The following is a 21,215-nucleotide window of genomic DNA, read 5'->3' as shown; positions in this document are numbered from 1 at the left end:
GTCGATGGGCTCGGGGGCAAGGGGGTTGGCCGAGCGTTCGCCGACGCGCCACCGGCCGTCACCACGAGGACGAAGGGGGTTCACGTCGCCTGCCGTGGGCAGCCCTCCCCATGGACGTCGTGCTTGCCGCACGGGCAGGGTGCTGCTGTCCAGGTCGTCGACATCGAGGGGCGTGGCACCCGTGAGGCAGGAAGTCCGGCTCTTCCGCACGCAGACGGGGCTCGTCGTGGCCTCGGTCTCCTTCGTACCGCAGCGAGGGTTCTTCATGGACGGATGGACCACGGTCCTGCCCGAGGATGCCTGGAGCGCGGCCGAGGTGGGCGAGGCCGTCCTCGCCGGCCTGGAGCACGGGGGCACGATCACCTTCGAGGACCTCCCTCCGCTCGGTGGCACCGGGGCGACGCCGGCCTCCCTCGCCCTGGGCTACGAGACCGAAAATGCCCTGCTCGCCGCCGGCGCGGCGCACGTGGTCGTCTGGATCAAGAAGGGCACCTGGTGGGTGACCCCGATGGTCAACGAAGGGGCCGGTCGGGGCTGGGCCGGTCACGCCGACGCGCCCGCCGTCAGCCACGAGGGCGAGCACTGGCCCGCGGAGGACCTCGGGGCGAGCGTCAACGCCGCTCTCGACACCGTCGTCGCCATCCGGCTCGCCCTCGACGGCGCCGCGGGGTGACGGCTGTCACCCGGGGGTGGGAGGGTGAACGCATGCCACTTCCCCAGGACGCCGCCTCGGTCTTCGACCGCAAGAACACCCCGCTCATGCGGCTCGTCGACGCCACCGACCCGCGGGCCCTCGCCGGCCCCAGCCCGTGCGAGGGGTGGTCGGGCTTCGACGTCGTGCAGCACCTCATCGACACGCAGCGCGACTTCCTGCTCAAGGCGGGCGCCGACCTGCCCGACCCGGCCCCGACCGTCGCCGCGCTCGGGCCCGCGACCGCGTGGCGCACCCACGCCGAGGGCGTCGCCCGCCAGCTCGCCGACGACACCCTCGCGGAGCGGCCCTACGAGACCCCCTTCGGCCCGACGACCGTGGGCGCCGCCTTCGACCGCTTCTACGGCTTCGATCTGCTCGTCCACCGCTGGGACATCGGCGCGTCCGCGGGCGTCCCCGTCGAGCTGACGGACCGCGAGCTCGACCAGGTCGAGGAGGCGATCGCCGGCTTCGGCGAGCACATCCGAGGCGCCGGCGTCTGCGGCCCCGCCGTCGAGGTCGGCCCCGACGCCTCGCGTCAGGACCGGGTCATCGGCCTGACCGGCCGCGACCCGCGCGCCCACGCTGGCTGAGGAGGCCGCCCGCGGCCGTCTCGAAGGCCCTTGCCGCAGCGCCGCTTCCAACCGGCGAGCAGCCGGCGGCCTGTCGGCGTTGATGTCACCTGGTCCCTCGGAGAGGGGCAACCAGGTGACACAAACGACGCCGGGTGGTGCCAACGCTGCCGGGGTCGCGGTCGGGCGAAGGGGGACGACCCGGGTCAGGCGAGCGCCTCGCCCAGCCCGGTGAGCAGCCGGTCGACGTCGGAGTCATCGGTGTACGGCGCGACGCCGACCCGGATTCCGGAGTCGACGTCGAGGCCGAGCGCGCGGAAGGGCTCGTGCGCGTAGAAGGTGCCGGCCGGCGCGAGCACGTCCGCCGCGGCGAGCCGAGCGGCGACGGCACGGGCGTCACCACCCGGCAGGGTGAAGAAGAGCGTCGGGGTGCGCTCGGCGGCCCGCGAGTGGAGCACGACCCGGTCGCCGAAGTCGGCGAGCGCCGCCTCGATCCGCCGGCGCAGCCGGGTCTCGTGCACGTGGACGAGGTCGTGCGCGGCCGCGAGCCGCTCCCGGCGTGACGGCCCTTGCGGGGCCAGTGATGCGATGACGTCGACCGCAGCGGTGGCGCCCGCCATGATCTCGTAGGGCAGCGTCCCGAGCTCGAATCGCTCTGGCACCACATCGGTCGAGGGCAGCAGCTTGTCGGGCCGAAGGCCGTGCAGGAGAGTCGGATCCGCCGCCAGCGCCGCGCAGTGCGGGCCGAAGAACTTGTACGGCGAGCACACGTAGAGGTCGGCGCCGAGCGCCGCGACGTCGATGTGCGCGTGCGCCGTCAGGTGCACGCCGTCGACGTGCACGAGCGCCCCGACCGCGTGCGCCCGCTCGGCGATGCGGGCCACCGGCGGACGAGTGCCGAGCAGGTTCGACGCACCCGTCACCGCGACGAGTCGCGTGCGCTCGGTGACGACCTCGTCGAGGTCGGTGAGGTCCAGCTCGGCCGTCGCGCGGTCGAGTCGCAGCCACCGCACGCTCGCCCCGACGGCCTCGGCGGCCTGGACCCACGGCCGCACGTTGCAGTCGTGGTCGAGCTCGGTGACGACGACCTCGTCACCCGGCCCCCACCCCTTCGCCAGCGCCCGCGAGATGTCGTAGGTGAGCTGGGTAGCGCTGCGGCCGTAGACGATCCCGTCGGGGGAGGCCCCGAGCAGGTCGGCCATCGCGGAGCGGAAGCCGGCGATGGCTGCCTCGGCGTTGCGCTCGCTCGCCACCGAGGAGCCGCGGTTGGACAGCGGCCCGGTGAGCGTCGCGGCGATCGCCTCACCGACCTCGGCCGGGGCCTGGGTGCCGCCCGGCCCGTCGAAGTGGGCGATGCCGGAGCGAAGGGAGGGGAAGCGGGCGCGGAGTGCGGCGACGTCGACGGACATGTCGTGATCATGCCCACCGACGTCGCCGACGGGGAAGGGGGTCAGCTCACCGCGGCCGCGAGCCGGGCCAGCGAGTCCTCGAGCTGAGACTCCTGCACGAGTGGGAAGCCGACCTTCTCGAGCAGGGCCTGGTCGGTGACCTTGCTCCAGTCGTAGGTGTGGGTGACGAGGGTGCTGTCAGGACCCTGTGGCTCGAGCTCCCACAGCCACTCCCACCCGGGCGGCTCGGTGCCGGCGGGCGCGGTCTTCCAGCCGACCATCTTGTGGGGGTCGTAGGCGGTGACGTGGTTGTCCGTCTGGTACTCGCCGCCCATGTGGTCGCCGGACATGTTCATCGTGAAGACGTCGCCGACGGCCTGGATCCGGTCGGTCTTCTCGTCCGACCGGACGAAGCCGGAGCCGTCGAGCTCGGCGTGCCGCTCGGGGTTGGTGAGCACCTCGAAGACGTCCTTGGCGGGCGCGTCGATGGTGCGCTGGACAGTGATCTTCTGCTCCTGTGCCATGCCTTCGACGACACCACGCGTGCCGTCCGATGTCCACCCCCGTGGTCGTGACAGGCTGGTGCCATGTCCGAGCACCTGATGGTCTTCCCCGACCGTGACGACGCCGACCGCATCGCCGAGGACCTGCGCGACGAGGGCTTCACCGAGGTCCGCGTCGTGCGCGAGGCCCTGGCCGGTGAGGACGACAGCGAGGACCACGAGTGGGCCGTCCACGTCACCGAGGAGATGGTCGCCGACGAGTCCGGGGCCGTCGCCAAGGGCCTGCGTGAGCGCTTCGCGAAGCTCGCCGAGGACCACGACGGCTGGTACGACCCGGAGCCGCGCGCCTGATCCTGCCGGCTCCCCTTCGCGCTGGCGCCGGGCGAAGGGAGAATGATCCCGCACGATTTTCGGCGACGCGCCCGCCCTGTGTCACGATACGGTGACGAACTTGCCCACGGACGGTCCTGCCCCACGGAGTCCACGGGTCCCCGACAACCGGAGGTTGCCCCGTGGCATATGGGTCTGAGCCCGTCGGGCGCCATCGCGCCCTCGGCGAGCGTGGCATGGCCTCGCGCCGCAACGCCCGCCAGACGCGTCGCTTCTACACGCTGACGGCCGCCAGCACGATCATCCCGGGGCTGGGTCTGATCCACACCCGGCGCCGCACCGGCATCGCCCTGGTCGCGGGCTTCTTCCTCACGATCCTCGCCGTCTGCGCGTGGGGTCTGGCGAAGGGGGTGACCTCCTCGGTCATCAGCGTCGGCGTCAGCCGCAGCGCCCTGATGGTCCTCATCCCGGTCATCCTCGTCGGCGCCCTCGTGTGGATCTGGGGCATCGTCATCACCGCTCGCGACAACATGCCCGAGGGCAGCCACGGCCGGCCGAAGGTCGCGATGGTCGTCTTCGCCGCGCTCGCGGCCCTGCTGATCTTCGCGCCTGCCGCGCAGTCGGTGCGCTATGCCGTCATCCAGCGCTCGCTCATCGGCTCGGTCTTCGACCAGCTGCGCCCCGCCGGCGCGGCCGCGCCGGGCGATGGTGACGACCCGTGGGCCGGCACCGACCGGGTCAACGTCATGCTCGTCGGCTCCGACGCGGGCGAGGACCGCGACGGCATCCGCCCCGACTCCGTCATGGTCGCGAGCGTCGACACGCAGACCGGCGAGACCGTGCTCTTCGGCATCCCGCGCAACCTGCAGAACATCCCCTTCTCCGAGGACAACCCGCTGTCGGAGCAGTACCCCGAGGGGTTCAACTGCGGCGACCAGTGCCTCATGGAGTACGTCTGGACCCTCGGTCGGGACAACGCCGAGCTCTTCCCCGGCGACGACAACCCCGGCCTGACCGTCACGAAGGATGCTGCCTCGCAGATCCTCGGCCTCGACATCGACTACACCACCGTCATCGACCTGCAGGGCTTCACCCAGCTCGTCGACGCGATGGGCGGCGTGACGATCGACGTCAAGGAGCGGGTGTGCATCGGCTGCAAGATCGAGGGCGGCGTCGTCGTCGGCACGACCGGCTACATCGAGCCGGGCGTGCAGAAGCTCGACGGCTACCACGCCCTCTGGTACTCGCGCTCCCGGGCCGAGTCGAGTGACGGTGACTTCTCGCGGATGCGCCGCCAGCGCTGCATGGTGGGCGCGCTGCTCAACCAGGTGAACCCGACCTCGATGCTCGTGCGCTACCCCAAGCTCGCGAAGACGCTCGAGGACAACGTCAAGGTCGACATCCCGCAGCAGGACCTCAAGGCGTGGTCCGAGCTCGTCCTGCGGATCCAGGACGGCGGCAAGATCAAGTCGCTGCCCCTGACCAACAAGAACATCGACGTCAACAACCCCGACTACGTCGAGATCCACGAGATGGTTCAGGACGCGATCAACCCGCCGCCCCCGGCGCCCAAGACGAAGACCTCGAGCACCCCGTCGACCTCGACGACCGAGCCCTCGTCCACCTCGACGACCAACGGCGACGAGCTCAGCGACATCACCGCCACCTGCTGACCCCGAGACTCTGCATTGCCCAACGGCAATGCACTCTCTCGATGTCAAGGCTTTGCGGACCGGTCGGCTGCAGGCGCCTCCGGACGAAGGGGGACGGCTGCGCCCGCCGAAGTCCTTCGACTCGTGGGCGCGTCGCGTTGTCGTGCCTGACTTCGGCTAGATGTGCGCAGCCATCCCCCTTCGGCCTGCGGCTCCCGGGCGTCGCCGTGGCGCCAACCGGGTCAGCGGACGGTGAGGAGGGTTGGCGTGGCGTCAAGCCGAAGTCGAGAACGACAACTCGGCCACACGACAACGAAGGACTTCGGCAGCGCGCCGACCCTCCTCGCCGGGAGCGGGGTGGGGCACAGCCGTCCCCCTTCGTCCGGAGGTGGGAGCGGGTGCGGGTGGGGCGATAGAATTGCGCGGCGACAGAGTTGAGCGGAATAGACTCAACTCTGGGGAGGTTGGTCAGAGCAGAGACCACCCGCCAGTCGTAGAGGAGACCCATGGACTTCCAGCCCACCACCAAGGTGGCCGAGGCGCTCGCCCTGGCCCAGCGTTCGGCCCAGACCGAGGGGCACCCCGAGGTCACGCCCGACCACCTCGTGAGCGCCCTCGTGCAGCTCGACACCCCGCAGTGCGACACCCTCCTGCAGGCCGCCGGGACCGGCGCGGGCCACGTCCTCGCGCAGGCCGACGCGGCCGTTCGGGCGCTGCCGACCACGAGTGGTGCGGCGAGCTCCCCTTCGCTCGGACGCAGCCTGCTCGCCGTGCTCCAGCAGGGCGACACCCTCATGCGGGCGAAGGGGGACACCCACCTCGCCCTCGACCTGCTCCTGCTCGCCCTCGCCGAGACCGGCCACCTCGCGGCCGTCGAGAAGCGCGGCGCCCGTGACATGGAGACGAAGATCGACGAGCTGCGCGGCGGCCGCCGGGTCACCTCCGAGACGCCCGCCGACGGCGGCGAGTCGCTGGCGCAGTACGGCACCGACCTCACCCAGGCGGCGCGCGACGGCAAGCTCGACCCGGTCATCGGCCGCGACGCCGAGATCCGTCGGGTCGTCCAGGTGCTCTCCCGCCGCACGAAGAACAACCCCGTCCTCATCGGCGAGCCCGGCGTCGGCAAGACCGCCGTCGTCGAGGGGCTGGCCCAGCGCATCGTCGACGGCGACGTGCCCGAGTCGCTGCGCGACAAGCGGCTCGTGAGCCTCGACCTCGGCGCGATGGTCGCCGGCGCGAAGTACCGCGGCGAGTTCGAGGAGCGGCTCAAGGCGGTGCTCGAGGAGATCAAGGCGAGCGAAGGGGAGGTCGTCACCTTCATCGACGAGCTCCACACGGTCGTCGGTGCCGGCGCGTCCGGCGAGGGCGCCATGGACGCGGGCAACATGCTCAAGCCGATGCTCGCCCGTGGCGAGCTGCGGCTCGTGGGTGCGACGACGCTCGACGAGTTCCGCGAGCACATCGAGAAGGACCCGGCGCTCGAGCGCCGCTTCCAGCAGGTCTTCGTCGGTGAGCCGAGCGTCGAGGACACGATCGCGATCCTGCGCGGCCTCAAGGAGCGCTACGAGGCGCACCACAAGGTCGAGATCGAGGACACCGCGCTCGTCGCGGCGGCCTCGCTGTCCGACCGCTACATCACCGGCCGGCAGCTGCCCGACAAGGCGATCGACCTCGTCGACGAGGCAGCGTCGCGACTGCGCATGGAGATCGACTCCAGCCCGGTCGAGATCGACGAGCTGCGCCGTGCCGTCGACCGGCTGAAGATGGAGGAGCTGCACCTGGCCAAGGAGTCGGACGCAGCCTCCGTCGACCGGCTCGAGCGGCTGCGCGCCGACCTCGCCGACAAGTCCGAGGAGCTGGCGGCGCTCACCGCGCGGTGGGAGGCGGAGAAGTCCGGCCTCAACCGCGTCGGTGACCTCAAGGCGCGCGTCGACGAGCTGCGCACGCAGGCCGACCGGCTGCAGCGCGAGGGCGACTACGAGGGCGCGTCCAAGCTGCTCTACGGCGACATCCCCGCCGCCGAGCAGGAGCTGGCCGCCGCCCAGGCGCAGGAGTCCGAGGTCGAGTCGAGCGAGGGCTCGCCGATGGTCAAGGACCGCGTCGGCAGCGACGACATCGCCGAGGTCATCTCGGCCTGGACCGGCATCCCCGCCGGCCGGCTGCTGCAGGGCGAGAGCGAAAAGCTGCTGAGCATGGAGTCGATCATCGGCTCGCGGCTCATCGGCCAGACCGACGCCGTGCGCGCCGTCTCCGACGCGGTGCGACGCTCGCGGGCCGGCATCGCCGACCCTGACCGGCCGACCGGGTCCTTCCTCTTCCTCGGCCCGACGGGTGTCGGCAAGACCGAGCTGGCGAAGTCGCTGGCCGACTTCCTCTTCGACGACGAGCGCGCGATGGTGCGCATCGACATGTCGGAGTACGCCGAGCGGCACGCGGTCGCGCGTCTCATCGGTGCGCCTCCGGGTTATGTCGGCTACGAGGAGGGTGGCCAGCTCACCGAGGCGGTGCGCCGGCGTCCCTACTCGGTCGTCCTGCTCGACGAGGTGGAGAAGGCGCACCCGGAGACCTTCGACATCCTCCTGCAGGTGCTCGACGACGGGCGCCTGACGGACGGGCAGGGCCGCACGGTCGACTTCCGCAACGTCATCCTCGTGATGACCTCCAACCTCGGCAGCCAGTTCCTCACGGACCCGCTGCTCGAAGGGGAGGCTCGGCGCGAGTCGGTCATGGGCGTCGTGCGGCAGGCCTTCAAGCCGGAGTTCCTCAACCGGCTCGACGAGGTCGTCATCTTCGATGCGCTGAGCCGTGACGAGCTCGGCCACATCGTCGAGCTGCAGGTGCACGAGCTCGCCGGCCGCCTCGCCGACCGGCGGATCGACCTCGAGGTCACCCCGGCCGCCCGCGAGTGGCTCGCCGAGAGCGGCTACGACCCGGCCTACGGTGCCCGCCCGCTGCGGCGCCTGGTGCAGCGCGAGATCGGTGACCGGCTGGCCACCGCCCTGCTCGCCGGCGACGTGCGCGACGGCTCGACCGTCGTCGTCGACCGCGACGAGGAGGGTGGCGGGCTCTCCCTTCGCTGACCCGGTCCCGCAACTGTGCAAAACCCTGGGGTCTTGCACAGTTGCGGGAAGGCAACCCTGCAAGACCCTAGGGTTGTGCAGGGTTGTCGGCAGGGGGCGCCTCCCGGCTGGCAGGCTGGGGGCGTGCGAGCTCGCGAACACGTCCTCGTCGTCGGTGGCGGCATCGCCGGTCTGGCCCTCGCCGCCGCCCTCGACCCCCGCCGGGTCCACGTGACCCTCGTCGAGGAACGGCCCGAGCGGGCCGGCGCCGGCACCGTCCTCGCCCTCTGGCGCGGGGGCCGCGATGCCCTCGACGCGATCGGTGTCGGCGAGGCGACCCGCCGGACCTCCCTGCCGGTCACCGGGGGCGCCCTGCGCCGCTCCGACGGCCGGCCGATCCACGAGCTGCAGTCGGCCGGGCACGGTGCGCCGCGTCTGTGGTTCGTCCCACGCCCGGATCTCGTGGTGGCGCTCGAGGCGGCGATCCCCCCTTCGGTCACCCGGCTCACCGAGCTGGTCACCGACCCTCGGGCCCTGGCCAGCAGCACCGGTGCCGACCTCGTCGTCGGCGCCGACGGCGTGCGCTCGGCCGTGCGCCAGCACACGTGGGCCGGGTCGGCGCCCGTCGTCACCGACTGGATCGCGCTGCGCGGTCACCTGCCGGGCCCACCCGTCACGACCGCCACCGAGTGGTGGGGGCGCGGCGGGCTCTTCGGGGTGACGCCCGGCCCGCAGGGCGCGGCGTGGTTCGCCGCCGTGCGCGGCGACCACCGGGGCGTCAAGGTCGATCGCGACGACGCCGTCGCCCTGGTCCGCGGTCGTCTCGCCGACTGGGACAGGCGTGTCGGCGAGGTCCTCGCGGCCGTCGGTGACGCAGCCGACGCCCAGCGCGTCCTGCTCGCCCCGCCGCTGCGGACCCCGGTCGACGACGCCCTCGTCGTCATCGGCGACGCGGCCCACGCCATGGGCCCCAACCTCGGGCGCGGGGCCAACGAGGCGCTCGCTGACGCCGTGGCGCTGGCCGACGCGGTCCACCGCCACGGGACGAAGGGAGCGCCCCGCGCCTTCGCCCGTCGTCGCCACCTGCGCGGTCAGGTGCTGCGGGCGGCCTCCCTGCCCGCGCTGCGCGTGGCCACGAGCCGGCTCTGGTGAGCCGACGCCGCGTGACCGGGGAGGTATGTCACGGTCCTCGCCCCGTGGGCGACCCAGCGGTTAGGTTGACGGCCATGCGACGACGATCAGTGCTTGCCGCCGTGCCCCTCGTGCTCACCCTGACCGCGGGGTGCTCGGCCTTCGAGGAGGCGACCCCGCCCCAGGAAGCCCTCGACGCGGCCCGCACGACCTTTGTCGACTCGGGGACGGTGGCCTTCGACCTGAAGTCCTCGGCGATCCCCAAGGGGCGCAACGGCGTCTCGGCGGCCAACGGCTCGGGCATCGTCGACACGACGACCCCGAAGTTCCAGGGCCAGGTCACCGGCGTCATCGACGGCGCCTCCGCGGGCGTCGAGATCATCGCCATCGACGACAAGACGTGGATGTCCTTCTTCACCAAGGACTTCAACCCCGTGGACATGAAGGACCTCGGCGCCCCCAACCCCGCTGAGTTCTTCCGCACCGGCAGCGGTGTCGACCAGATCCTCGAGCACACCGAGGGCGCCAAGGCGGGCGAGAAGACCCGCGACGGCGACACCGTGCTGCAGGAGTACACCGGCACCGTGCCCAAGGCCGACATCGAGCGGCTCTTCGGGCTCGCGGAGGGGGGCGAGGACTTCGACGTCACCTACGGCATCGAGCCCGACAGCGGCGAGCTGCGCCAGGTCGAGATCACCGGTGACTTCTACAAGGAGTCGGAGACGACCTACACGCTCGAGCTCTCGGACTACGGCAAGGACGTCGAGATCACCAAGCCCTCCTCCTGACGTGACGACGCCCGTCACCAGCGCCGCCCGCACCAACCCGCGGGTCCTGCTCGCCCTCGCCTCCACCGCGGTCGCGCTCGCCGCGGCCGACACCTATGTCGTCGTGCTCGCGCTCACCGACATGATGAGCGGCGTCGGCCTGGGCCTGGACAACCTCCAGCGCGCGGCGCCGATCATCTCCGGCTTCCTGCTCGGCTACATCGCGGTCCTGCCGCTCATCGGCCGACTCGCCGACCTCGTCTCCCGGTCGCGCATCCTCCTCGGCTGCCTCGTCGTCTTCGTCGTCGGCTCGGGCATCACCGCCCTGGCCGTCGACCTCGACATCCTCGTCGCCGGGCGCATCGTCCAGGGCGTCGGCGGCGGCGGGCTCGTGCCCGCCACGCTCGCCCTCGTCGCCGACCTGTGGCCGCCGGGGCGAAGGGGGATGCCGCTCGGTGTCGTCGGCGCGGTCCAGGAGCTCGGCTCGGTGCTCGGCCCGCTCCTCGGCGCGGCGGTCCTGCTCGTCGCCGACTGGCGGGCGATCTTCTGGCTCAACGTCGTCCTCGGCGTGCTGCTGTGGGTGGCCATCGCGGCTGAGACCCGCAGCGCGAAGGGGGAGACTCGCCCCCTTCGTCCTCGGCTGGTGACCACGGGGCTGGGGGTCGTCACGGTCGGCCTGCTCTGGCTCACCCTCGCCGCGCCGCGGGCGCTGGCGACCGACGTCTACCTCGGGCTGCCCTTCGTCCCCTTCGCCGGGGACAGCCGGCTGGCCACGCCGATCGGGCTCGTGACCCTCGCGCTCGCGCTGCTCGTCGGGGTGCTCACGGTGCGCAGCTGGTGGCCGCCGCTGCGCGAGAGCGACCTGCCCGGCGCGCTCCTGCTCGGCACCGCCCTGGGCTGCGTCGTGCTGACCTTCAGCTCCGCCGATCCCGAGAGCGAGGTCGTCGGGCCGCTCGGCTACGCCCTGCTGCCCGTAGCCGTCGTCGCGCTGCTGCTCTACGTCTGGCGCCACCGCACCGCGCCCTCGCCGCTCGTGCCGCGCGGCACGGTGCGCGGCCGCACCGGCTGGGCACTGGCGATCTCGCTGCTCGTCGGCGTCGCGCTCGTCGCGGTCGTCGTCGACGTCCCGCTCTTCTCCCGGCTGACGACCGACGGGACGCAGACCGACGCGGCGATGGAGCTGGTGAAGTTCCTCGTCGCCGTGCCCGTCGGGGCGCTCGTCGGCGGCTGGGTGCTGCGGTGGGTCGGCGACGGCCTGTCCGCCGGCGTCGGGCTGGCCCTGGCCGCCGTCGGTCTGCTCGTCATGTCTGGCTGGGGGCACGACTCGCTCGCCCAGGTCTCCGCGACGGTGACGCTCGCGGTCGTCGGCTTCGGCCTGGGCATGGCGCTCGCGCCGGTCAACGACGCCGCGCTCGCCGACGCCCCGCAGCACGCGCACGGCACGGCGAGCAGCCTCGTCGTCGTCAGCCGGATGGTGGGGATGGTCGTCGGCCTCGCCCTGCTCACCGGGCTCGGCCTGCACCGCTACTACGAGGCGGTCGACGCGCTGCCGCGCGAGCAGCAGACCGACGCGCAGGCGCTGCTCGACGCGGCGCTGCTGCAGGTGCACACCGTCTTCATCGGCGCAGCGGGCTCCGCCGCGCTCGGCGCGCTGCTCGCCCTGGTCTGCCTGGGCGTGCGGCGCCGCGAGGGCTCAGGCTCGATCGCTCGCAGCTGGGGCGTCGAGGAGTAGCTCGATCTTGTCGGCGACGAGCCGCGGCGCCTCGTAGGTGATCATGTGGCCGACCCGGGGCACCGACCAGAAGTCGGCACCGGGGATCCCCGCGGCCAGCCGCCGACCTGCGGAGACGGGCGTCAGCCGGTCGCGGGCGCCGGTGAGCACGACCGTGCGGACCCCGGCGAAGGGGGCGAGGTGGTCACGGAAGTCGAGCTCACCGATCGCGCGGTGCCAGTCGGCGACGACATTGGCCCGGGTGCGGCTCGTCAGCCGACCGGTCGCGCGCACGGCCTGCGGGTCGGGGTCGGTGCCGAAGAGGTTGGCCGCGGTGAGGCGCGGGGTCGTCGGCAGGCCGCGGGTGCCCGCGGGGAGACGGCCGAGCACGGCCATGGCGATGCCCTCGCCGGGGATCGGGCGCCGAGTGCCGAGCCACGAGGCCGTGCCGACGAGCGCGGCGCCGCGCACCCGCTCGGCGAAGAGCTCGGGCGCGACCTGTGCGAGCGCCATGACGGTCATGCCGCCCATCGAGTGACCTCCGAGGACGACATCACCCTCGGGAGCCGTCTCGGCGATGACCTCGCGCAGGGTGGCGCCGAGGTCGAGCAGGCTGACCTGCCGGTCGTGGCCGGGCGTGGAGAGCCCGTGCCCGGGTTGGTCGTAGGTGATGACCCGCAGGTGCGGGCGCCGGGCCTGCAGCTCCGCGACGACCCGGTCCCAGGTCTCGGCGGCGAGGCACCAGCCGTGGGCGAGGACGAGGGTCGGGCCCTCGGCGGTGCCGGCAGGAGCCGCGTGCTCACGGACCGCGATGCGGGCTCCGTCCGGGGCGAGGACCGTGCTCAGGCGCGGGTCGGCACTCACCGGGCGGGGCCCCCTTCGACCGGCTTGTCCACGGCCGCGCCGTCGTCGCCGTCGAGACCGACGATGACCGGCGCGTGGTCGCTCGCGCCCTTGCCCTTGCGCTCCTCGCGGTCGATCGCCGCGCCGCTCACCCGCTCGGCGAAGGACGCCGACCCGAGGACGAAGTCGATGCGCATGCCGCGCCGCTTGGGGAAGGCGAGCTGCTGGTAGTCCCAGTAGGTGTAGGTGCCGGGGCCGGGGGCGTGCGGGCGCACGACGTCGGTGAAGCCCGCGTCGAGGAAGGCGTGGAAGGCGGCCCGCTCCGGCGGGGAGACGTGGGTCTTGTCGGCGAAGTACTCCATCGACCACACGTCCTCGTCCTGGGGCGCGACGTTCCAGTCGCCGCAGAGGGCGACGGGGGTGCCGTCGGCGGCCCACTCGACGGCGCGGTCACGCAGCCGGGCCAGCCACTCGAGCTTGTAGGCCATGTGCGGGTCGTCGAGGGTGCGGCCGTTGGGCACGTAGAGGGACCAGACCCGCACGCCGCCACAGGTCGCGCCGATCGAGCGCGCCTCGGGCGCCACGGGATCGCCGAAGCCGGGGTCGCCGTCGAAGCCGATGGCCACGTCCTCAAGGCCGACGCGGGAGAGGATCGCCACGCCGTTCCACTGGTTGATGCCGTGGTGGGCCACCTCGTAGCCGAGGTCGCGGAAGCGGTCGAAGGGGAACTGCTCCTCCTTGGCCTTGGTCTCCTGGATGGCGAGCACGTCGACGTCGCTGCGCTGCAGCCAGGCCTCGACGCGGTCGACGCGGGAGCGGATGGAGTTGACGTTCCAGGTCGCGATACGCACGGGCGCCACCCTAGCCACCGCCGGCGAGGGGATGTCCTCCCGGCCGCTACGGGCGGACGGTGGCGTGCTGGTGAGGCCTGACGAGACCCCTGCTCCCGCCACCGCCACCGCCGGCATCGACGCCACGTCACGCTCTGCTGGGGCGTCGGCCCGGGCCGGGGCTGGGCGGCGCGGCGCTGCCCGCCGTGATGCTCGGGTCCGCTCTGCGCGTCGCATTCACGACGCGGGACCGGCGGCTGGCCACGGGGAAGGGGGGTCGTTAGCGTGCGGAGCATGCGCCCCTTCATCGAGATCCCGGCTGCGGACGGGACGGCCGAGGCCGTCGTCGCCCGGCCCGACGACCAGCCGCACCCCGGCGTCCTGCTGTGCATCGACGCGCTCGGGCTGCGGGCCCGCATCGAGGAGATGGCCGACCGCATCGCGTCGTGGGGCTACATCGTCCTCGCGCCCAACACGATGTACCGCTCCGGCACGGCCGCCGAGACGACGCCCCGTACCGACCTGCGGATCCCCGAGGAGCGGGCCGCCTACGGCGCGGTCGCCGCGCCCTATCTCGCCGCGCTCGACGGGCCGGCGATGGAGCGGGACACCCCGCACTACGTCGCCGCGCTGCGGGCGCTCGACGGCGTGACCGACGGGCCGATCGGCGTCACCGGCTACTGCATGGGGGCGAAGTTCTCGACCCGCGTCGCCGGCCTCGAGCAGAGCATCGCGGCGTGCGGCGGCTTCCACGGTGCACGTCTGGCCACCGACGAACCGGACAGCCCGCACCTGCGACTCGCCTCTGCCACAGCGGAGTTCGTCTACGGGCACGCCGACAAGGACCAGTCGATGCCGCCCGAGAGCGCCGCGCTGCTCGACCGCACGCTCGCCGAGCACGGGCTCACCGCGACGACCGCCGTCTACCCCGACGCGCCGCACGGCTACACGATGACCGACACCGCGAGCCACCAGCAGGCCGGCGAGGACCGGCACTGGCGCGAGCTGCGCGAGCTCTTCGACCGGACCCTGGGCGCATGAGCACGGCACTGGTCACCGGCGCGACCGCCGGCATCGGGCGCGAGTTCGCCGAGCAGCTCGCGGCGCAGGGGGCCGACCTCGTCCTCGTCGCCCGCGACGAGGGCCGGCTCGCGGCCGTGGCCGGCGAGCTCTCGGGACGGCACGGTGTGGCCGTCGACATCCTGCCGGCCGACCTGGCCGACCGGGCGCAGCTCGAGCGGGTCGCCGAGCGGCTGCGTGACGCGTCCCGGCCGGTCGACGTGCTCGTCAACAACGCCGGCTACTCGCTCAACTCGCGCTTCGTCGACAGCGCCGTCGAGGCCGAGGAGCAGCTGCTCGACGTGCTCGTGCGGGCCGTGCTCGTCCTCAGCCACGCGGCGGCGACCGCGATGGTCGGGCGGGGGAGCGGACGGATCATCAACGTCTCGTCGGTCGCCGGCCTGAGCGCGAGCGGGACCTATGCCGCGGCGAAGTCCTATGTCACGACCTTCACCGAGTCCCTCTCCGGGCAGCTCGCCGGCACCGGGGTGCAGGTCATGGCGTTGCTGCCGGGCTACGTGCGCACCGAGTTCCACGAGCGGGCGGGCATCGACAAGGGGGAGCGGTCGGGGCCCTTCTGGCTCGACGCGGGCGACCTCGTGCGCCAGGCCCTCGCCGACTCCGAGCGCGGCCGGGTCGTGTCCGTGCCCAGCGCGCAGTACAAGGCGATCGTCGCCGTGGCCCGGCACCTGCCGCGCGCCATCGTGCGCAACCCGCGCATCACGGCGCTGCACCGCAAGCCGGACTGACCTCCCCTTCGCCGGAGACCGCAGTGACGGGGCCCAGCCCAACCCTGCAAAACCCTAGGGTTTTGCGTTCTGAACTCTGCAGAACCCTAGGGTTGTGCAGAGTCCAGAGGGGGCCGAGGACGGCGGCGGGGTCGGTCGGCAGGTCGAGCGTCTCGAGGACCTCGAGCAGCGCCCGCTCCTCGAAGCGGAAGTGCGACTCCATGATCGCGCCGAGCCCGTCGACGTGCGAGCGCACCACGTCGGGTGGGGCGTCGCGGTCGAGCGCCGCCTCGAGGCCGCCGATGAGGTGACTCATCATCGAGTGGTCCTGGGTGAGCTTGCGCAGCGTCTCGGCGAGCTCGGGGTGCGTGGCGGCGACCGCGGGGAAGAGGTGACGGTCCTCCCCTTCGTGATGGCGGGTGAGGGCCGTGCAGAACCCGCGGCAGTACAGCAGCAGGTCACGGGCGGCGGCGGGGTCGGTCCCGGCCGTGCGCACGAGCTCGAGGGCCTCGCGGAGGCGGCGGTGGACCGCCCGCAGCTCGTGTGCCCAGGCGATGATCCGGATGTGCTCGCCCTCAGTCATGCGAGGGCGAAGGGTGGGGTGCGCGCATCGCGCGTCCTCCTTCGGGTGCGGCGCCTCCATGCCTGGCACGGTCTGCCACCGGCACGCGACGCTGGCGCCAACGTAGTCCATAGACTGCGGGCGTGACTGACATCGCCGCCGACCGCGCCCGCCTGCTCGAGATCGTCAAGGACAAGGCCATCGTCCACGGACGCGTGACCCTCTCCTCCGGCAAGGAGGCCGACTACTACGTCGACCTGCGCCGCATCACCCTCGACGGCGAGGCCTCCCCGCTCGTCGGCCGCGTCATGCTCGACCTGGTCTCCGACCTGGACTTCGATGCCGTCGGCGGGCTGACCCTCGGCGCCGACCCGGTCGCCACGTCGATGCTCCACGCCACCGCGGCGAAGGGGGAGCGGCTGGACGCCTTCGTGGTGCGCAAGGCGGGCAAGGCGCACGGCCTGCAGCAGCGCATCGAGGGCCCGTCGATCTCCGGTCGCCGCGTCCTGATCGTCGAGGACACCTCGACGACGGGCAACTCGCCGCTCGAGGCCGCCAATGCCGCCCGCGAGGCGGGCGCCGAGGTCGTCGCCGTCGCGACGATCGCCGACCGGGCGACCGGTGCGGCGGAGAAGTTCGCCGAGGCGGGCCTCGAGTACCGCCACGTCTTCGGGCTCGAGGAGCTCGGGCTCGCCTGAGCCCGCACGTCGCTCCGGTCTGGGGAAAGCAGGCCGAAGAGGTTAGGCTCTCCTAAGTCAGTCGATTCCGGCACCAGGAGAGTCATGAAGATCGCCGAGCTCAAGGACCGCGTCGTCCTCGGCGCCGCCCGCGCCTACGCGCGCCGCACGATGGCCGACTACGCGGAGCGTCCGGAGGAGTCGCAGTTCACCGTCACGGTGTCGCGGGTCGTCGACCTCAACCCGGTCATGCGCCGGATCACCCTGAGCGCGCCGGAGCTGACCCGCTACGAGCTGCTCGGCCCGGACGAGTACTTCGGCCTGCTCATGCCCGGCGCCGACGGCCGGCTGCACCTGCCCGACCCCGAGCGGACCAATGTGCGCACCGCCATCGCCGACATGCCCGAGAGCGAGCAGCCGGGCCTGCGCTGGTACACCGTGCGCGCGCTGCGTCGTGACGAAGGGGAGCTCGACGTCGACATCGTCACCCACGGTGACTCCGGGCCGGGTTCGGCGTGGGCGACGACGGCCGCCGTGGGCGACACCGCCGGCTTCCGCTCCGGTGGCGCGCTGTACTCGACGTGGGACGCGCCCCGTCAGCTGATCGTGGCGGACGAGACGGCCGTGCCCGCGCTGCTCGCGATCCTCGAGGAGCGCTTCCGCCGGGGCCTGCCGGGTCTCGGCGAGGGCATCGAGGCGCATGTCGAAGTCGGCTCCCGCGTGGTGCTCGACGGGCTCGAGCTCCCGGCCGCGGTGACCGTCCACGAGCGGGGCGACGCCGCGCCCGGCACCGCCGTGCTGGCGGCCCTCGCGACCGCCCCGGACCTGACCGCCGACCTGGACTACGCGTGGCTGTGCGGGGAGTCGGGGCTGGCGACCTCCCTTCGTCGTCACCTCGTGCAGGAGGTCGGGATGGACAAGCGGGCCATCACCTTCTCCGGCTACTGGAAGCTCGGCGCCGCCCGCGGCTGACCCCGCCCACCTGACAGCACTTCGAGACGGTCGCTTCGCGACCGCCCACGCGGAGCGTGGGACCCACTCAGGGACCGGAAGGGGCACGGCAGATAGCGTGGCGACCATGGAGCCGCACCTCGTCGCCCTGGATGTCGACGGCACGATCGTCACCCACGCCGGAGAGCTCGGGGAGCGCACGCGCGACGCGATCCGCGCCGTCTCCGACGCCGGGCACGAGGTCGTCATCGCGACCGGCCGCTCGATCGTCGCGACCCTGCCGATCCTGCGGGCGCTCGATCTCAGCCACGGGTTCGCCGTGTGCTCCAACGGCGCCGTGACCGTGCGGCTCGACCCGACGGCCCCCGACGGATACCTCGTCGAGGAGACGGTGACCTTCGACCCGCGGCAGGCGCTGACGCTCGTCATGGAGCACGCGCCGCACATCCTCGTCGCGGTCGAGGAGGTCGGCGTCGGCTTCAAGGTCGCCCGGCCCTACCCCGAGGGCGTGCTGCAGGGCGAGCAGGTCGTCGTCCCCTTCGAGGAGCTCGTCGCCCGGCCGACCACCCGTGTGAGCTTCCACGACCCCGAGGGCCAGAGCGAGGACTTCCTCGAGCTCGTCGAGCGGATCGGCCTGCACGGCGTGAGCTATGCCGTCGGCTACACCGCGTGGCTCGACCTCGCCCCCGAGGGCGTGTCGAAGGGCTCGGCCCTCGAGCTCGTCCGGCGCAAGCTCGGCATCGAACCCTCGCGCACCTTCGCCGCCGGCGACCAGCGCAACGACCTCGAGATGCTCCGCTGGGCCGCCCGCGGCGTCGCCATGGGTGGCGCCCCGCCGGAGGTCGTCGCGGCCGCCGACGAGACGACCGGGTCGGTCGACGACGACGGTCTCGCAGACGCCCTCGCTCCGCTCCACTGAGGAGGGCCCCGGCGGGGGCATCATGTCCCCGTGAGCCACTCTCCTGATCTCGGCGACGCCCGTGACGCCGCCACCGATGCCGCCCGCAAGGTCGGCGACCACCCCGCCCTCGAGACGCTGGCCCGCGTCGGTTTCGTCGTCTCGGGGCTCCTGCACATCGTCCTCGGGTGGACCGCCGGTCGTGTCGGCTGGGGCGGCGGTGGCCAGGCCGACCAGTCCGGCGCGCTGGCGACCCTCGCGAGCAACCCCGCGGGCACCGTCCTCATGTGGGTCATCGTCGTCGGGCTCGCCGCTCTCGTGCTGTGGCAGCTGACCGTCGCGGTCGGTCCCAGCGTCGGCGAGAGCGGTGCGGCCGACCGGGTGAAGGCCGTCGGCAAGGCGCTCGTCTACGCCGCGATCGCCTGGACCGCAGCGCAGTTCGCCGTCGGCTCCGGCTCGTCGTCCTCCTCGGAGCAGTCCTCCCAGGACGTCACCGCGACCCTGATGAAGGCGCCCGCCGGCCAGGTCCTCGTCGGTGCGGTGGGTGTCGCGGTCATCGCCGTCGGCGGCTACCACGTCTACAAGGGCGTGACCCGCACGTTCCTCGACGACCTCGAGGAGCGCCCCGGGCGCCTCGCGACGGTGGCCGGCATGGTCGGCTACCCGGCGAAGGGAGGCGTCCTCGCCCTCGTCGGTGCCTTCTTCGTCATCGCCGCCGTCCAGCACCAGTCCTCGGAGGCCGACGGTCTCGACGGCGCCCTGAAGTCCCTGCGCGACGAGCCCTTCGGCCCCGCGCTGCTCACCGTCGTCGCAGCCGGTCTCGTGGCCTTCGGCCTCTACTGCTTCTCCCGGGCACGTCACCAGCGGATCTGACCTCCCCTTCGTCCCCCGCGAACTCTGCAAGACCCTAGGGTTGTGCAGAGTTTGGCGGCCGTGACCGTGCAGGACCCTAGGGTTGTGCAGAGCTGGGTTCGGCAAACCGGTTGCCGGGGCGAAGGGGGAGTCCCTACCCTTGTCGGGTCCGACCGGTCGGTGACAGCGCCCGGTCCCCCCGACCAGAGGTGATGACCCGCCTGATGCGGCACCAGATCTCCCGCGACTGACCAGCGCGACCGACCGCGGCCCACGCACCGCGAGTCCCGTCGGCGTGCGCTCGCCGCCACGGCAGGAGATCACCCATGTCAGCACCCACCACCGGGGCCGACGCCCTCGTCACCCTCACCCACCTCACCCTCGACTGGCCCGACGGCACCCGTGCCCTCGACGACGTCAGCGGGTCCTTCGGCCACGGCCGCACCGGCCTCGTCGGGCGCAACGGCTCCGGCAAGACGACCCTGCTGCGCCTCATGGCCGGCGAGCTCGCCCCGACCTCCGGCGCCGTGCACGTCGCGGGCACGGTCGCCACGTTGCCGCAGCAGCTCGGCCTCGACACCACGCGCACCGCGGCCGAGGCGCTCGGCATCGCGCCCGTGCTGGCGGCGATCGGCGCCATCGAGGCCGGGTCGCTCGACCAGGCGAACTTTGATGTGGCAGAAGGCCGCTGGGGCATAGAGGCCGAGGCCATGTCGACGCTCGCCGCCCTCGGCCTGCCCGCAGGGCCCGACCTGCTCGACCGTCGGCTCGGCACGCTCTCGGGAGGTGAGGTCGTCACCGTCGGGCTCGCCGCCCTCCAGCTGCAGCGGGCCGATGTCGCGCTGCTCGACGAGCCGACCAACAACCTCGACCGGGCCGCCCGCGACCGGCTGGTCGCGGCGATCGACGCCTGGCCGACGCAGCGGTCGCTCGTCGTCGTCAGCCACGACACGGAGCTGCTCGAGCACGTCGACCGCATCGTCGAGGTGCACGGGCGGGAGCTGCGGAGCTTCGACGGGCCGTGGTCGGTCTACCGCGCGGCGATCGACGCCGAGCAGCAGGCGGCCGCCGACGCGGTGCAGGCCGCCGAGCAGGACCTGCGTCGGCAGAAGCGCGACCGCATCGAGGCCGAGCTCAAGCTCGCCGGTCGGCAGCGCATCGCCGACCGTGACTACGCGAGCAAGCGGGCGCCGAAGATCGTCATGAAGACGTGGGGCATGCAGGCGGAGAAGTCCGCCGCCAAGCACCGCGACATCCACGACGACCGGCTGCAGCGTGCCGAGTCATCGCTCGCGGACGCCGAGGCACGGGTCCGCGAGGACCGGTCGGTGCGCATCGAGCTGCCCGCGACGCGGGTGCCGGCAGGGCGCACCGTGCTCACCCTGCAGCCCGTCGCGCCCGACGCGGCGGTGCCGGGAGCAGGTGCGGGGGACTCCCTTCGCCCCGTCGTGGTCCGCGGGCCGGAGCGAATCGCCCTGACCGGGCCCAACGGCGCCGGCAAGACCACCCTGCTGCGAGAAGTCCTCGGCCTGCCCGTGGCGGTGGAGCCGGTGGCGAGGTGCGTCGGGCGCATCGACGAGGTCGGTCACCTGCCGCAGCGGATCGAGCTCGACGACGAGCTGACGATCCTCGAGACGGTCCGGGCGGCTGCGCCGACGGTGCCGCCGCAGCAGGTGCGGGCGTCGTTGGCGCGCTTCCTCTTCCGGGGCGCGCTCGCGGAGCGGCGGGTCGCGGGCCTGTCCGGCGGCGAACGCTTCCGCGTGGCGCTGGCCAGCGTGCTGCTCGCGGACCCGGCGCCGCAGCTCGTCGTGCTCGACGAACCGACCAACAGTCTCGACGTCGACAGCGTCGACCAGCTCGTCGACGCCCTCGCGGCCTACGAGGGCGCGCTCCTCGTCGTCAGCCACGACGAGGACTTCCTCGGCCGGCTCGGTCTCACCCGCCGCTGGGAGATTCGCGACGGCCGGCTCGCCGACGTCGCCCCTGACCCTGCAGGACCCTAGGGTTTTGC

General features: G+C 72.8%; 20 protein-coding genes. 15 read left to right on the top strand and 5 right to left on the bottom strand.

Features of this window, described 5'->3' with window-relative positions; genetic code table 11:
- The first annotated feature begins 181 nt into the window (after nt 1–181).
- A complete protein-coding gene (locus ACQBJO_RS15380) occupies nt 182–673 on the top strand; it encodes a hypothetical protein (RefSeq protein WP_255184559.1) in 492 nt (163 codons plus the stop codon).
- 32 nt (nt 674–705) lie between these two features.
- Nucleotides 706–1,284, top strand: coding sequence for a maleylpyruvate isomerase family mycothiol-dependent enzyme (locus ACQBJO_RS15375; RefSeq protein WP_421008896.1), 579 nt, complete (start codon nt 706–708; stop codon nt 1,282–1,284).
- Between the two features lie 185 nt (nt 1,285–1,469).
- On the opposite strand, the gene ACQBJO_RS15370 is transcribed toward ACQBJO_RS15375, so the two are convergent.
- Entirely contained in the window at nt 1,470–2,672 is a 1,203-nt protein-coding gene (locus ACQBJO_RS15370) for a cysteine desulfurase-like protein (RefSeq protein ID WP_421008895.1), read from the bottom strand.
- Nucleotides 2,673–2,713: 41 nt separating this feature from the next.
- Complete coding sequence (locus ACQBJO_RS15365) at nt 2,714–3,175, bottom strand: SRPBCC family protein (RefSeq protein WP_421008894.1); 462 nt, start codon at nt 3,173–3,175, stop codon at nt 2,714–2,716.
- A 63-nt stretch (nt 3,176–3,238) separates the two neighbouring features.
- Between ACQBJO_RS15365 and ACQBJO_RS15360 the strand changes: the two genes are divergently transcribed.
- The 6 genes from ACQBJO_RS15360 to ACQBJO_RS15335 all read left to right on the top strand — a co-directional run bounded on the left by ACQBJO_RS15360 (nt 3,239) and on the right by ACQBJO_RS15335 (nt 11,825).
- The gene (locus ACQBJO_RS15360) at nt 3,239–3,505 is read left to right on the top strand and encodes a ribonuclease E inhibitor RraB (RefSeq protein WP_421008893.1); all 267 of its coding nucleotides are present in this window, start codon (nt 3,239–3,241) and stop codon (nt 3,503–3,505) included.
- A gap of 161 nt (nt 3,506–3,666) precedes the next feature.
- Nucleotides 3,667–5,157, top strand: a complete 1,491-nt coding sequence (locus ACQBJO_RS15355) for an LCP family protein (RefSeq protein WP_421008892.1) — start codon at nt 3,667–3,669, stop codon at nt 5,155–5,157.
- 485 nt (nt 5,158–5,642) lie between these two features.
- Nucleotides 5,643–8,216, top strand: a complete 2,574-nt coding sequence (clpB, locus tag ACQBJO_RS15350) for an ATP-dependent chaperone ClpB (RefSeq protein WP_255184553.1) — start codon at nt 5,643–5,645, stop codon at nt 8,214–8,216.
- Between the two features lie 123 nt (nt 8,217–8,339).
- On the top strand, nt 8,340–9,347 hold the full coding sequence (locus ACQBJO_RS15345) for an FAD-dependent monooxygenase (RefSeq protein WP_421008891.1): 1,008 nt from the start codon (nt 8,340–8,342) through the stop codon (nt 9,345–9,347).
- 74 nt (nt 9,348–9,421) lie between these two features.
- A complete protein-coding gene (locus ACQBJO_RS15340; protein ID WP_421008890.1) occupies nt 9,422–10,114 on the top strand; it encodes an LppX_LprAFG lipoprotein in 693 nt (230 codons plus the stop codon).
- A gap of 1 nt (nt 10,115) precedes the next feature.
- Complete coding sequence (locus ACQBJO_RS15335) at nt 10,116–11,825, top strand: MFS transporter (protein ID WP_421008889.1); 1,710 nt, start codon at nt 10,116–10,118, stop codon at nt 11,823–11,825.
- On the opposite strand, the gene ACQBJO_RS15330 is transcribed toward ACQBJO_RS15335, so the two are convergent.
- Both ACQBJO_RS15330 and ACQBJO_RS15325 read right to left on the bottom strand, forming a co-directional pair.
- Nucleotides 11,787–12,668: an alpha/beta fold hydrolase gene (locus ACQBJO_RS15330; RefSeq protein WP_255184548.1), complete on the bottom strand. Its 882-nt coding sequence runs from the start codon at nt 12,666–12,668 to the stop codon at nt 11,787–11,789. The genes ACQBJO_RS15335 and ACQBJO_RS15330 overlap by 39 nt on opposite strands.
- The gene (locus ACQBJO_RS15325) at nt 12,665–13,498 is read right to left on the bottom strand and encodes an exodeoxyribonuclease III (protein ID WP_255184547.1); all 834 of its coding nucleotides are present in this window, start codon (nt 13,496–13,498) and stop codon (nt 12,665–12,667) included. The genes ACQBJO_RS15330 and ACQBJO_RS15325 overlap by 4 nt, the downstream gene beginning before the upstream one ends.
- Nucleotides 13,499–13,771: 273 nt before the next feature.
- Between ACQBJO_RS15325 and ACQBJO_RS15320 the strand changes: the two genes are divergently transcribed.
- The gene (locus tag ACQBJO_RS15320; RefSeq protein WP_421008888.1) at nt 13,772–14,518 is read left to right on the top strand and encodes a dienelactone hydrolase family protein; all 747 of its coding nucleotides are present in this window, start codon (nt 13,772–13,774) and stop codon (nt 14,516–14,518) included.
- The gene (locus tag ACQBJO_RS15315; RefSeq protein ID WP_421008887.1) at nt 14,515–15,285 is read left to right on the top strand and encodes an SDR family NAD(P)-dependent oxidoreductase; all 771 of its coding nucleotides are present in this window, start codon (nt 14,515–14,517) and stop codon (nt 15,283–15,285) included. Before ACQBJO_RS15320 ends, ACQBJO_RS15315 begins: the two co-directional genes overlap by 4 nt.
- Here ACQBJO_RS15315 and ACQBJO_RS15310 read toward each other — a convergent pair.
- Nucleotides 15,257–15,847, bottom strand: a complete 591-nt coding sequence (locus ACQBJO_RS15310; RefSeq protein ID WP_421008886.1) for a hemerythrin domain-containing protein — start codon at nt 15,845–15,847, stop codon at nt 15,257–15,259. The genes ACQBJO_RS15315 and ACQBJO_RS15310 overlap by 29 nt on opposite strands.
- A gap of 122 nt (nt 15,848–15,969) precedes the next feature.
- Between ACQBJO_RS15310 and pyrE the strand changes: the two genes are divergently transcribed.
- From pyrE to ACQBJO_RS15285, 5 genes are all read left to right on the top strand, one after another.
- A complete protein-coding gene (pyrE, locus tag ACQBJO_RS15305; RefSeq protein WP_255184543.1) occupies nt 15,970–16,524 on the top strand; it encodes an orotate phosphoribosyltransferase in 555 nt (184 codons plus the stop codon).
- Between the two features lie 84 nt (nt 16,525–16,608).
- Nucleotides 16,609–17,475, top strand: coding sequence for a siderophore-interacting protein (locus ACQBJO_RS15300; RefSeq protein ID WP_421008885.1), 867 nt, complete (start codon nt 16,609–16,611; stop codon nt 17,473–17,475).
- A 106-nt stretch (nt 17,476–17,581) separates the two neighbouring features.
- The gene (locus tag ACQBJO_RS15295) at nt 17,582–18,373 is read left to right on the top strand and encodes an HAD family hydrolase (protein ID WP_421008884.1); all 792 of its coding nucleotides are present in this window, start codon (nt 17,582–17,584) and stop codon (nt 18,371–18,373) included.
- A gap of 30 nt (nt 18,374–18,403) precedes the next feature.
- A complete protein-coding gene (locus ACQBJO_RS15290) occupies nt 18,404–19,225 on the top strand; it encodes a DUF1206 domain-containing protein (RefSeq protein ID WP_421008883.1) in 822 nt (273 codons plus the stop codon).
- Nucleotides 19,226–19,530: 305 nt separating this feature from the next.
- On the top strand, nt 19,531–21,207 hold the full coding sequence (locus tag ACQBJO_RS15285) for an ABC-F family ATP-binding cassette domain-containing protein (RefSeq protein ID WP_421008882.1): 1,677 nt from the start codon (nt 19,531–19,533) through the stop codon (nt 21,205–21,207).
- The last annotated feature ends 8 nt before the right edge of the window (nt 21,208–21,215 follow it).

It is taken from the genome of Janibacter zhangyanbonis (assembly GCF_050507325.1).
In the GTDB taxonomy this organism is placed as follows: domain Bacteria; phylum Actinomycetota; class Actinomycetes; order Actinomycetales; family Dermatophilaceae; genus Janibacter.
The sequence above is the reverse complement of the archived record's forward strand: the minus strand, read 5'-3'. Positions and strand labels throughout refer to the sequence as shown.